The organism is Caulobacter endophyticus (assembly GCF_029543245.1).
Lineage (GTDB): Bacteria > Pseudomonadota > Alphaproteobacteria > Caulobacterales > Caulobacteraceae > Caulobacter > Caulobacter endophyticus_A.
In genome coordinates this window covers 121,678-134,678 of record NZ_JARQWV010000004.1, presented here as the reverse complement: position 1 = coordinate 134,678, position 13,001 = coordinate 121,678, and the positions used below count along the sequence as shown (strand labels likewise).

At 65.8% G+C, this 13,001-nt stretch carries 9 protein-coding genes and 1 pseudogene; 3 read left to right on the top strand and 7 right to left on the bottom strand.

The annotated features are described in order from the left end of the window. Positions 1-518: 518 nt before the first annotated feature. On the bottom strand, positions 519-1,403 hold the full coding sequence (locus tag P7A99_RS05265; protein ID WP_277792886.1) for an oxidoreductase: 885 nt from the start codon (positions 1,401-1,403) through the stop codon (positions 519-521). Positions 1,404-1,432: 29 nt separating this feature from the next. Continuing rightward, entirely contained in the window at positions 1,433-2,356 is a 924-nt protein-coding gene (locus P7A99_RS05260) for an NADP-dependent oxidoreductase (protein ID WP_277792885.1), read from the bottom strand. A gap of 152 nt (positions 2,357-2,508) precedes the next feature. Between P7A99_RS05260 and P7A99_RS05255 the strand changes: the two genes are divergently transcribed. Beyond that, positions 2,509-3,087 (top strand): TetR/AcrR family transcriptional regulator, encoded by a 579-nt coding sequence (locus P7A99_RS05255; RefSeq protein ID WP_277792884.1) that lies wholly within the window; start codon positions 2,509-2,511, stop codon positions 3,085-3,087. 467 nt (positions 3,088-3,554) lie between these two features. Here P7A99_RS05255 and P7A99_RS05250 read toward each other — a convergent pair whose 3' ends face one another. The 4 genes from P7A99_RS05250 to P7A99_RS05235 form a co-directional block, all read right to left on the bottom strand. Next, positions 3,555-4,217, bottom strand: coding sequence for a hypothetical protein (locus tag P7A99_RS05250; RefSeq protein ID WP_277792883.1), 663 nt, complete (start codon positions 4,215-4,217; stop codon positions 3,555-3,557). A gap of 303 nt (positions 4,218-4,520) precedes the next feature. Then, positions 4,521-4,880, bottom strand: coding sequence for a hypothetical protein (locus P7A99_RS05245; RefSeq protein WP_277792882.1), 360 nt, complete (start codon positions 4,878-4,880; stop codon positions 4,521-4,523). 2 nt (positions 4,881-4,882) lie between these two features. Next, positions 4,883-5,458: a hypothetical protein gene (locus P7A99_RS05240; RefSeq protein ID WP_277792881.1), complete on the bottom strand. Its 576-nt coding sequence runs from the start codon at positions 5,456-5,458 to the stop codon at positions 4,883-4,885. A 328-nt stretch (positions 5,459-5,786) separates the two neighbouring features. Further along, positions 5,787-11,297, bottom strand: a complete 5,511-nt coding sequence (locus P7A99_RS05235; protein WP_277792880.1) for a putative Ig domain-containing protein — start codon at positions 11,295-11,297, stop codon at positions 5,787-5,789. Positions 11,298-11,649: 352 nt separating this feature from the next. Between P7A99_RS05235 and P7A99_RS05230 the strand changes: the two genes are divergently transcribed. Beyond that, positions 11,650-12,276 carry a site-specific integrase gene (locus P7A99_RS05230; protein WP_277792879.1) on the top strand — a complete coding sequence of 209 codons (627 nt, stop codon included), beginning with the start codon at positions 11,650-11,652 and terminating at the stop codon, positions 12,274-12,276. Positions 12,277-12,650: 374 nt separating this feature from the next. After that, positions 12,651-12,863, top strand: a pseudogene (locus tag P7A99_RS05225) (FAD-dependent oxidoreductase); the annotation flags it as partial. Here the strand turns inward: P7A99_RS05225 and P7A99_RS05220 are convergent. Then, a complete protein-coding gene (locus P7A99_RS05220) occupies positions 12,810-12,983 on the bottom strand; it encodes a hypothetical protein (protein WP_277793005.1) in 174 nt (57 codons plus the stop codon). The pseudogene P7A99_RS05225 and the gene P7A99_RS05220 sit on opposite strands and share 54 nt — an antisense overlap. Between the last annotated feature and the right edge of the window lie 18 nt (positions 12,984-13,001).

Here is a 13,001-nt window from a genome sequence, read left to right as displayed (position 1 = left end):
TTGAATCTCTTGGTAGCCTGGATTAGCAGGCGGATTCAGCCAGCTTCTGGCGCTGCCTTACTTGGTCTCGGCTTCGGGGAGTTTGACATCGCTATCAACTGGTCAGGCCAATTGTCTGAGTAGTATCCCGTGCTGTGTGTTGGCCTTGCTCGCGGGGCGGAGGCGATACCGCTCGAGCCGGCGCCGGTGATCCATTGGGGGAGCAGTTGGTCCCGCGCTAAATCACCGAGGCTGCGCGAGAAACTTCGACCATGCGGCCAAGGTCCGCAGCCATCAGCATAATAACTAGCCACAGCCGAGTTCGCGGAGAGGCCCTGGCCATCGAAGACGAAGCCCGTCCGTAGGCCCGCCTCCTGAATGTCGCGTTCCCGCAGTCTCGCCAAATGTCAGCAATTGGCGCGACGTATTGTGGGCAAAAGGCGCAAGACGAGTGCGATAGACCAACGCCGGCTCCGGCGCGGCGGCGACGGAGCGGGCGAGGCCTTGTCACTGAGTTGGGCCGGCGAGGGCCGCCCCGTTCACTGCCCCCCGACTTGGTCGGAGATGCTGTTAAGTGTGGCGACCTGTGATGGTGAGAGCGTCAGATCCGCCGCCGCGAAGTTCTCCCGGAGGTGGGCCGGCGAAGAGGTGCCTGCGATTACCAGGATGTTGGGCGAACGCTGCAGAAGCCATGCCAGCGCGACCTGCTTGGGGTTCGCGCCGAGTTCAGCCGCCACGCTGGAAAGCAGCGACGATTGTAGGGGCGAAAAGCCACCTAGGGGGAAGTAGGGCACGTAGGCCACACCTTCGGCGGCCAGGGCGTCGATGAAATCATCGTCGCCGCGCTGCACCAGGTTGTACTGGTTCTGAACACAAACGATGTCGGCGATCGACTTGGCTTCAGCGAACTGACCCGGCGAGATGGTGCTGAGACCGATGTGGCGGATCAGACCCTGACGTTGAAGCTCGACCAGCACGCCCAGCGGTTCAGCCACGGATTGATCGTCCGGACCGTGCGGACCGCCCAGCCTCAGATTGACGACATCCAGCGCCTCTAGACCGAGACTGGAGAGGTTTTCATGCACCGCGCGGGTGAGGCCCTCAGGCGTGTGGTCAGGCGCCCAGGATCCGTCCGGACCGCGAACGAAGCCGACCTTGGTGATGATCGTCAGGTCTTCGGGATAGGGTTCGAGCGCTTCGCGGATCAGTTGGTTGGAGACGCCGGGACCGTAAAACTCGGCCGTATCGATGTGGTTGGCGCCCAGCGCGATGACCTCACGCAGGACGGCCAGCGCGGCGAGCTTGTCGCGCGGCGGACCCCAAACATGCGGGCCGGGCAGTTGCATCGTGCCATAGCCCATGCGCTTGAGGCTCAGCGACGTACCGGGAAGGGCGAACGCGCCCCCAAGGGAAGGAATGCTCATCGGAATGTTTTGTGGGTTGTTGATGGAAATCAGGACAAAGAGACGACAATCTTGCCGCGCGCGCGGCCGGAAATCTGACGAGCCCAGGCCTCGTCGAAGGCGTCCATCGACACCTGACGGTCGATAACGACCTTCAGCCTGTTGTCGACGATCGTCGTCACCAGTTCGCCCAGACGGTCGGCATAGGGCTTTGCGTAGAAGATGTTGGCCTCGACGCCATGCGCCTTGGCCAACGCCTCGTCGGGTGGCATGGCGGTGGACACGAGACGGCCGCCCTGGCGCATGACCGAATAGGAGCGGCTCTGCGTTTCGCCGCCGACCAGATCAAGCACGACGTCGATGCCTGACACCGCTGAGGTGAAGTCCTGCGCTTGGTAGTCGATCGCCTCATCGGCCCCCAAGTCGCGAAGTCGGGCAAGGCCGTCGCCCGACGCGGTGGCGATCACTCGCGCGCCGGCCAAGTGGGCGAACTGAACGGCGAAGCCGCCGACGCCGCCCGCCGCGCCATGGATCAGGACGGTTTCGCCAGCCTTCAGCTTGGCGCTGGAGAACAGGGCGTGCCAGGCGGTGATCCCAGCGGTCGGGATCGCGCTGCCTTGGGCCGCCGAGAGGGCATCGGGTAACGCTACGCACGCGCTGGCCGGCGCGACGGCGAACTCGGCCAGACCGCCACTGACCCCCGCATCAGCCCAAGCGATCACCCGGTCGCCCACCTTCCACCGGGTGACGGCCGAGCCAACCCGTTCAATGACGCCAGCGAAGTCGGTGGCCAGGGTGATCGGCAGCTTGATGTCGAAGAAGTGCTGGGCAAACCCCGAGACGACCAGCGCGTCGAGCGGATTGAGGGCGGCGGCTTGCACGCGCAACAGCACCTCGCCCGGCTCGACGTTAGGGATCGGCGCGTCCTCGATGCGGGGCGTGTCGTTGAAGCTGTGGATGCGTACGGCTCTCATGCTTGATGTCCGCGATGGAGAGAAGAAAGGGCGCGCAAGTTTCAAAGTTGCACTCGGTGCATAATCAAATACTGCACCAAGTGCAAATTTACAAGAGCACTTGCTCATGGCATTCCATCGGAATGGAACCGAACTCTGAGGATCAGGATGGCTTGCGCGAACGGAAGCGTCGCGAAACCCGTCAACGCATCACCGAGACAGGCCTCCAGCTCTTCATCGCCAACGGCTACGAGGCCACGACGCTCGACGCGATCGCCGAGGCCTCGGGCATCGCGCGCCGGACCTTTTTCCACTACTTCAAGTCGAAGGAAGAGATCATCCTGGCCTGGCAGGGCGCGCTGCCGAATGCGGTACGCGCGGCCGTGCTGGAGCGAGGGCCCGCGGCGTCGCCGCTCGCCACTGTTCAGGCGGCGCTGATCGCCTTGGCGGCGAACATCCGTCCGGACGTGGCGATCACGATCATCAGGATCGTGCGCTCGACCGAGCAGCTTCACGCGGGCAATCAGGTCAAATTTCTGAACATGGAGCAGGCAGCTTTCGAGGCGCTGCGCGAGCTTTGGCCCGAAGAGCGCCAGCGAGACAGCCTGCGCTTGGCGGCCATGGCTAGCGTGGGGGCGATGAGGCTTTCAATTGACGTTTGGGCCGATGATGGGGGGCAAAAGCCGCTCACCGAGTATCTCCAAGCGGCGTTCGCGCGCTTGGGCGCTGAATTTGGCGGGAAGGCCGCCTAAGTCTCTGCGGCTTTGCGGACCTGCTCCCATGTCGAGGTCCGTCCGCCGCGTCAGACGCAGGATCTCGGCCGAGCGCATCCTTGAACCTTCGACGGTTTCATTGCGCCGATATCCTACACTAGCTGGACGTGGTCAGGGCCTCGGCGTCGGAACCAAGCTGACCATGTTTGGTAATGTCAGGCTAAGGCGGGGCCGGTCATTTCCACTCGTCACCGAAGGTCGCGTTTCTGAAGGTGGGCAAATGTCTGTAGTTGGCGCGACCCGGCCGAAGATGCAGGCCTCCGGATCGGCAGAGATGGGTGGTTAGGAGACTAGCGGCGTTTGGGACGGATGAAGGTCAACCGACCTACAGAAGGCGTAGAGTTCGGCTCCGTACGCAGGGATAGGCGCGCAGAGCCGAATGCCGAGAAGAGCTATGCCTACGTCGCAGCCTTTTAGAGCGCGATTTCCGCTACCTGCCTGGAGGATCAATCCCAGGACTTAACGAGAACAATGGCGAGCACCACCCAGTGCATGCCCGTGATCACAAAGAAGATGATCGCCGTAGGAGCTGGAACGCCAATGCCCCACGCGAGCACCAGTCGGAGGCCCCGTAGACGGCCGGCGATCATCAACGGCGCGAGAAGCAAAGTCACTTCAACGATGCGAATGACGGCGATGACAGCGATCATCGCACACTGCGTCGAAATATCCTCAGCAAAGACGCAGACTGCTGACGGAATGCCGACCAGCGCTTCTAGGCAGAAGACGAGCAGAACCTTGGCGAAGAGGCTAGCCCCGGGGATAGCTCCGCACAGTCGCGCGACAACTGTAATGATCAACGATGTCAGCAAGGCACAGAAAAATTCGACGAAAAACAGGCTGCCTGCGATGACAAAGTTCGCCGTGATCTTCTCCTTGAGGTCTTCGCCCATGTGCTCCTTGAAAGCGCTAGTGTAGAAGACGGCGAACCAGATCAGTCCTGTAAGGATGAAGGTGAAGGTCAGCGTTAGAAGTGCGCCGGCCAGCAGTGTAAGGGCGTCGCCGACCTTCACCGGTCCGCGCAGTGCCTCTCGAGGGTTGTTGAAAAAGGTAGCTGCGACATCGAATGCCTTCGGCGCCTGGTCGATGATATCCTTGACGGTCCCCATACCCCCTCCGGCGCCCAGGCGCCCGCATAGGTCGAGCCTCAGTACCACCACTACCAGAGAGCGGCGCTCACCTGAAGCTTGGCATTATGGAGCATTGTCTCGCGGTCACGGTCGATCGGCCATCAGCGCCGAACTGAGGCACGGCTGGCGCATTGCGGCACACTCAGGGCGTACCAAGGTGTGGGCGCGCAGAGTCGAATGACCCGGAGAGCTAAGCCTGAGCCGCAGCCTCTAAACTGCGATTTCCGTTAGCGGCCCGTGGGAAGGTCCGCAACGGGTGGTGAACGGACGTGGTGACCTTTGCTACGGATGCGACGAACCGAGGAGTATAACTTCGGCTTCGGTGGCCACGTATTCGTTGCCCTGCACGTCCTTCACGCCGAACACCGTGCCTTGCTCATTCGTCTCAGCCTGGATGACGACGACGGGACGTCGAGCGCCATTTTCTTCGATGAGATGAGCGAATTGCGGGACATGGATGCGAGCGGGCGAGCCAGAGGGCTTACCGTCCACCAAGGAATGGAAGATCGCGTCGCCGCGCTTGAGATCGGCTTCAGTCGCGAGCCTGCCACTGACGAAGCCTGACTTAGGCAACGGCGGCCATTCTCCGGCTGCGCTGTTGGTGGAGGGAACGAGCGCTAGAAGTGCAGCTAACCAGCGCATGCTTAGCCCCAGTCCCCGTTGTTGATCTTGGCAATCCAGTCGTGATCGAGATTCATCACCGCTTCCGCTAGTTGATGATGGCCCTTGGACACTGCTACCGCAGCAGTAGCCGCAATCGCCAGGTCTTCGCCCCAGGCTTCGCTCAGATGGGCGGCGGCGCAATCGGCGAGGCCCTGAATAGCGTCATGATACGCCTGTCTGAGAAACTCAGGAATTTCCGGTCCTGGCCCCTTTGATCGCGCCACATCAACTGAAGCCGGAAGAAGGAAAAAGCTAAAGTCGACTGGTCCGGGTGCGGAGAGAGCGATCCTGACGATGTGCGGAACCGCAGCGTAGGACGCGCTGTAGACATCTCCCTGATGGCAAAGGCTCGACCAAAGGGTGAACCACGGCTCATCATTGGGGGCCATCTGCCTCGGGTTTTCTTCGAGGCGGCGGAGAAGCATAGGGACGTCCGATGCCGCTCCATATGCGTGGACGAGGCCTGACCAGCGATCATCGTTGAGTTGCAGCATAGGTTGTTGCATCTCACGACGCATGGTCGTGGCGCAATGTCCGACTAGGGTCGCGAGCAGCATTTGCCAATTAGCCTATGAGCAGACGCCGGCATTTTCTGATGCTATGTGTGCGACGCGGCGGAGGGAAGGACACCCCGTTAGGGGCACCAGAGGGTAATGCTGACCGCGCCCAGGGTCTTGGGCACCGTCTGCGTAATAGTCAGGCGCAGGCCTAGCTCCGCCGCACCCTGATGTCCGACTAGGGTCGTGCGCTGCCGTTGCCGGGCTGGAGCTGAACGTCCTGTTCATGGAGGCGCACAGGCGGCAGTTCATGGCGCGCTCCCGATGGAGAGGTGAGTCCGGAGAACCCGCAAAGTCCAAGCGATTGGACCTTGCGGGCTGACCATTCCTAGAACCGCTTCTTCGCCTCGACCCGCGCCTGGGTCATGCTTTCGCCGTCCGAGAGCCTCAAGCCCGCATCGAGGCCCAGCTCCCAGCCGGAGGGCAGCAGCAGGCCCAGACCGGGATCGATAAGTAGTTGCTCTCGCGACCAGCCCAGGGCTGGCAGGCTGTAGTAGGCCACGCCGGGGACATCGGCGTAGTCGACGCCTTGCCGCGATCCGCCGGAGAACTCGTGACGCCATTCGGCGCGCAGCGAGGTGGTCAGGATCCCGGCGACGGTCGAACGCTCATGCGCCGCACGGAGCCCCAGCACGCCCAGCGTCGAGCGCACGGAACGGCGATCGAAGCGGAGATCGTAGATGCCCGCGCCCTGCTCGCGGTAGGCGTCCAGCGACCCGCTCAGATATTCCAGGCGCCCATAGGGCGACCAGCTCAGACCGCCGCGCTGGCGGTCGAGGCCAGCCGATAGGGCCGCGACGGTGAAGCGGCCATCGCGGGCGCCCAGGATCGTCAGTCCGCTGGTGGGATCCAGGCGGCGGGTGTCGAAGTCGAGCCAGCCGCGGGCGACCATGCCGTCGATGAACAGGCCGTCGGCCGGCGCCAGGCTGCCATAGGCGGCCACGACCGTGCTCTGGGCCGAGACCCGACCGGCGTCGCCGCCGACGCGGCTGCGGTCCTCGCCGTAGCCGATGCCGACCCCGACGCTGGCGCGCTCGGACACGCGCTTGTCGACGCCCAGGCTCAGCCCGCTGCTGGTGGCGCGGATCCTCGAGGCATCGCCCGAGGCGTCACGCGTGCTCAGCGAGATCGCCCCGCCGGTCCAGACCGAAGCGTCCCCCGGACGGCAGCCCCGCGCCGCGGCCGAGGCCTCGGCGTTGGAGGCGGCGCCGCCACTGGAGCCTTCCGAGGCGCGGTTCGCCGCGTCCCGAGCCGGCCCGCCGACGCGACCGCGAGGATCGTCGGTGCGGTCCATGCCGACCGCGGACAGGGTCACGCCGTTGCCTGAGGCCAGGCAATCGGCGCCGTGCAGGCTTTCGGCCCGGCGCATGAAGTTGTCGACCTGTGCCTGAGCGAAGCGGCGGGCCGCCTCGCCTTGGGCGTCGCTGATCCCCTGGACCACCGGGTCGGCCGCCGGGTTTGGGCGGGCGGTGACCTGGATCGTGACGGTGGCCGTCGAGGAGTCGCCGAACACGTTGGTCAGGGTGTAGTCGATCTTGATCGTCCCGCCGAAGCGGATCTTGGGCGTGACGTCGAGGCGGAAGGTGCGCGCCGAGGCGGTTCCACCCTGCACGAGCGCGACCGTCGCGGCGTCCGTCGGGGTCACCGCGCCGAGCGTTGCCCCGGTGAAGGGTCCGTCTGTGGCGCCGGTGGTCAGTTCGACCGAGACCGTCTTGCCGTCGGTGGTCGCAGCGGCCAGCGCCTTGGCCGTCGGCGGACGCCCGACCACGGTGATCGTGGCGACAGCCGGAGCCGAAACCCCGCCCGGACCGACGGCGACGAAGGCGAAACTATCGACGCCCTGGAAGTCCTTGTCCGGTGTGTAGACCGCGACGAACTGGCTCGGGGTCGACAGGCCGGCGAGGGCCATCATGAACAGCCCACCGCCGCCGCGCATCGCCAGGGTCTGGCTCAGGGTCACCGTGCCATGCCGCGGCTGGGTGACGATACGCACCTCGGTCACATCGCCGGTGACCAGGGTCGAAAGGTTGAGACTGACGTTCTGGCCGGCCTCGGTCTGGGTATTGGCCGGCACCGTGGCGCTCGTGGAGTCGGCGGCCACCGGCGGCGCGGGCGCGATAGTCACCGTATAGGCCGAAGCGCCCGCCGCGCCATTGGCGTCGTTTGCCGTCACCTGGAAGCCATAGCTCCCCGCCGTCGTGGGCGTACCGGTGATGGCGCCCGAAGCGGCGTTCAGCGTCAGGCCGGGGGGCAGAGCTCCGCTGGTCACGGCGAACCGGTAGGGCGCTGCGCCGCCGGAGACCGTGAGGGTCTGGGCGTAGGCGGCCTCGGCCATGCCGTCGGGCAAGCCGCCCGACGGGGTCAAGACCAGGGCCGGGGCGGTGACCGTTACCGTCACACCGGCGGGGGTCGAGACTCCTGCGGCGTTGGCGGCCGTATAGGTGAAGCTGTCCACGCCGGAAAAGCCGGCGGCGGGGGTGTAGCTGATCGCAAGGCCTGAGATCGTCGCCGCGCCGTGGGCCGGCTGGCCGGCGATGGCGACGGAGGTCGCGGCCCCGCCCGACAACGCCGGTGCGACCGGATTGTCGGCGCTGTTGGCGGCGACGGTAATCGACACGACGCCCGCGTTCGGCGCGGCCAGAGGCGCCGGGGCGATGACGATCGTGTAGGCCGCCGTTCCCGTCGCGCCGTGGGCGTCGGTGACGACGATGTCGAACGTATAGCTTCCGGCCGTGGTCGGCGCACCCGAGACAGCGCCCGTCGCAGGATCGACGGTCAGGCCGGCCGGCAGGACGCCGCCCGAAATGGCATAGACATAGGGGCCGGTTCCTCCCGACGCGGAAAGGGTCTGGGCATAGACCGCGCCGACCGTTCCGCCGGGCAGGGCGCCGGTCGGCGCCAGGATCAGGGTCGGCGCCGAGACGGTGACGGTCACCAGAGCAGGCGACGAGGTCCCCGCGGCGTTGGTCGCCGTGTAGGTGAAGCTGTCCGCGCCCGAGAAGCCGGCGGCGGGCGTGTAGGTGATCGACAGGCCGGACGCCGTCGCCGATCCGTGGCTCGCCTGGCCGCTGATCGCAACCGACGCCCCAGCCCCGCCGGAGAGCGCCGGCGCAACCGGATTGGCCGTGCTGTTGGCGGCGACGGTGATCGAGACCGCCGCCGCGCTCGGCGGCAGGAGCAGGGGAACGATAGCCCCACTGTAGGTCTCGACGTCGGTGAGGCCGTTGGCGTCGGTGGCCGTAACCGCGAAGCTGTAGGCGCCAGCGGCGGTCGCCGTGCCGGAGATCACGCCTGTGGAGGCGTTGAGGCTGAGCCCGGTCGGCAGCGCGCCGCTGGTGACGGCGAAAGTCACCGGAACCGCGCCCCCGGTGGTGGCGACGGTCTGGCTGTAGGCTTGGCCGAGCACAGGCGTCGGCAGGGAGGTCGTGGTGATGGCAACGGCGGCCGAGATCGTGCCGCTGTAGGTCTCGGCGTCGGTGAGGCCGTTGGCCTCGGTAGCGGTGACGGCGAAGCTGTAGGCGCCCGAGGCGGTCGCCGTACCGGAGATCACGCCCGTGGAGGCGTTGAGGATCAGGCCGGTGGGCAGCGCGCCGGTGGTGACCGTGAAGGTGACCGGGGCCGTGCCGCCGGTCGTGGCGACCGTCTGGCTGTAGGCTTGGCCTAGCACAGGCGTCGGCAGCGAGGTCGTGGTGATGACGACGCCGGCCGAGATCGTGCCGCTGTAGGTCTTCGCGTCGGTGAGGCCGTTGGCGTCGGTGGCCGTGACCGCGAAGCTGTAGGCGCCAGCGGCTGTGGCCGTGCCGGAGATCACGCCCGTGGAGGCGTTGAGGCTGAGCCCCGTCGGCAGCGCACCGGTAGTGACCGCGAAGGTCTCGGGAGCCGTGCCGCCCGAAGTCACAACCGTCTGGCTATAGGCTTGGCCGAGCACAGGCGTCGGCATGGTGGTCGTGGTGATAACGACGCCAGCCGAAATCGTGCCGCTATAGGTCTTGGCGTCGGTGAGGCTGTTGGCGTCGGTGGCCGTAACGACAAAGCTGTAGTCGCCGGCCGCAGTCGCTGTGCCGGAGATCACGCCGGTCGAGGCGTTGAGCGTCAGGCCGGTCGGCAGCGCCCCCGTGGTGACGGCGAAGGTCACCGGGGCCGTACAGCCTGTCGTGGCGACCGTCTGGCTGTAGCCCTGGCCGAGCACGGGCGTCGGCAGCGAAGTCGTGGTGATCGCCACGCCGGCAGAGATGGTCCCGCTATAGGTTTTGGCGTCAGTCAGGCCGTTGGCGTCGGTGGCGGTGACGGCGAAGCTGTAGGCGCCCGAGGCGGTCGCCATGCCGGAGATCGCGCCGGTCGAGGGGGTCAGGCTGAGGCCGGTCGGCAGCGCACCAGTCGTGACGGCGAAGGTCACCGGAGCCGTCCCGCCGCTGGTCGCAACCGTCTGGCTGTAGCCCTGGCCGAGCACGGGCGTCGGCAGCGACGTCGTGGTGATGGCTACGGCGGCTGCGATCGCGCCGCTGTAGGCCTGGTTGCTCGAAAGGCTGTTGGCGCCCGTCGCCGTGATCGTGAAGCTGTATGCGCCCGCAGCAGTGGCCGTACCGGAGATCGCACCGGTCGACGCGTTGAGGGTGAGCCCGGTCGGCAGCGCGCCGCTGGTGACGGCGAAAGTCACCGGAGCCGTGCCGCCGGTGGTGGCGACGGTCTGGCCGTAGGCCTGACCCAGAACCGGCGTCGGCAGGGTGGTGGTCGTGATGGTCGGCGCCGTCGGCGCTGCGGCCACCACGCTGGAATAGGGCGAACCCGAGATCGCCGTCCCGTCGAGGGTGATGGCGACGGCGTCCGTCCCGGCAGTGGCCGGGGTGTAGGTGACCGAATAGGTCCCATTGCCGTTGTCGGTGATAGCGCTCGGCGTGGCGCCGGCGTTGGTTCCGCCGATGGTGACAGCAAGGCCGCCAGAGGCGCCGGCAATCACCGTGCCGTCAGCGTCGCGGACCGTGATGACCACCGTCGTCGCCTGGCCCGCCGTGCCGGACGGCACGCTGGCCGTCGACTGGCCTGCGTTGCGCACGCCGACATAGGTCACCGACACCGTGCCGGCGCTGGTCGTGGTGGTGCCGTTGGCCGAGGCGGTGGCGGTGTAGGCCACCGTGCCCGACTGCAGGCCCTGGACGGTGAAGCTGGCCTGGCCGCTGGCGTTGGTGGTGGTCGAGGCCGGCGAGATCGAAGAGCCGCCCGACGGACTGCCTGCGATCGACACCGTGGCGCCGGACACGGCGGTTCCCGACGACAGCTTCACCGTCACCACGACCGTCGCCGTCCCCCCGACCGAGGCAGTGGCGCTGGAGCCGCCGTTAACAAGCAGGGTCGTCTGGGAAGCGTCCGGAGCGGTGGCGTCGATATATTCGTTGAGCTTGGTGACGATGGCGTTGGAGCTGCCGCTGTAGCTGCTCGAGGTGGCATATGAGCCGCTTAGCACCAACAAGCGGTCGCCGCCCGTACCGCTGAACGCGACAGCGTTCATCTGGGTGTTGCCGTTCGGGTAGCGGGAGTTCAGCACCCCCGTCTCTGAATAGGCGACGCCGCCCACCGTGTAATAGAGGGTGCCGCTGGTGTTCTGGAACGACCGCTGGGTTCCGTTGTCGCTAAAGCGGATCGAGCCGGCGTCGGCGGTCAGCTGGGTCGTCGTGGTGAAGGTCTGGCCCGACAGCCCGCCCTGATAGGCGCGGTTGAAGGTCAGCGTGGCGGCCAGAGAGGGAGCCTGGCTCAGCGCCAGCACTAACAGCGCCGCGGCCAGACGGACCAGGCTGGCCTGGGCAATGGTCTTGAAGCTCAGAACGCGGGTCGCAAAGGTCATTGCCGCTCGCCTGGAGGTCGCCGATCGAAGGCGTCCGTTAAGCGGGTGTGATCCTTAATTTGCAGGTTGGAACTGGCTTCCAGGGGGGGCGACATAACGTCGCTCACCGAGTGCGGGGCAGCCAGTCGGCCATCTTTTCCGCGCCGCCTCTACCTGCGCGTTCTTAGTCGAGCTGTTCCTCCACCCGCCGGAATCCAGTCGACGTCCGCAACACGATCGCAAAATTTCGTCAGCCAGCGCTAGCCAATTTCGAACTGGTGCAACCAAATGACGGCCTGCTGCTCCAAAGCTAAAGAGGCTTGAAGCATGGTAGGGTATGACGAGGGGAGTAGCCAATTCGCAGGAGGCGGACATGGCTCAATTTGACCTCTTCCTTCCCCCCAAACGCCCCTGGAACACCGGCCGCATCATCGGGCCAAAGCCGCCTTTCAAGCCCAAGCACGTCTGGGGCATCCGCCAGCAGCTCAAAGCCAATGGCCGCGTACGCGACCTCGCGATGTTCAACTGTGCGATCGACGCCAAGCTACGAGGCTGTGATCTTGCACGCCTGCGCGTTAGCGACGTCGCGCCAGGCGGCTCGCTCCGAGCCCGCGCCACGGTGATCCAGCAGAAGACGGGCCAGCCGGTCCCCTTCGAGATCACCGAGCCCACGCGAGACGCGCTGGCTGCGTGGCTCAAGGTTCGTGGCCGTCGGCATGACGACTGGCTTTTTCCAAGCCGCAGCCGACGTGGTGACCACGTCAGCACGCGGCAGTACGCCCGCCTGGTAGATAAGTGGGTATCGATGATCGAGCTCGAGCCGCGAGCTTATGGAACTCATAGTCTCAGGCGAACCAAGGTCGCGCTGATCTACAAGAAGACTGGCAACCTGCGCGCCTGCCAATTGCTCCTCGGACACCGCAAGCTGGAGAGCACCGTTCGATACCTCGGCATCGAGGTCGACGACGCCCTCGAGATGTCTGAGCAGATCGACCTCTAGCTTGCGAATTCGATCCGCTTAGCGGCGAGGCTGCCTGGCACGCCCGGCTTATGAATGTCGTATTCTCGGACCTGAGCCAATGTCAGCAACTGGCGCTGCCCGGCCGGGCGACCCTGATGGGTCCCTCCCGGTTCTGATCTGTGGCCTTTGCCGGTGATTGAAGGATCGTGGCCTTTCAGATACTGAGGCGGTGTCGGAAAAGGCAGGCTTGGTCTGGTCAGCCCAAGCCCTTTCGGTAACGAAAGCTCTGGTCTTTGGCTTCGCGCCTGGACTCCCACGGCGAACCCCGGACGCTCAACCGAGCGCCCGTCGTTCGTCCGGGCGTCCTAGTACGGGGAACGCTCCGGTCGAACACCATCGACCAAGGAGCGCCTATGCCTATCCATCCTTCTCTCACCCATGACGTCGTCATCATCGGCGCGGGCCCCGTCGGCCTCTTTCTTGCCTGCGAACTCAGACTCGCGGGCGTCTCGGTGGCGGTGCTCGAACAGGCCGCCGATCCGCGCTCTGCGCTGAAGGGGCCGCCCTTCGGCCTACGCGGCCTCTCGGCTCCAACCCTTGAAGCGCTGCATCGCCGCGGCTTGCTTGAGGCGGTCGAAGCCGCCCAGTTGTCCAAGCGATCCGCCGGCGAGACGATGGCCGCCTCTCACTGGATGCAGCAGCCGCGCCGTCCAGCCGGGCATTTCGCCGGCATACAGTTCTTTCACGAGGACATCGACGCCGCG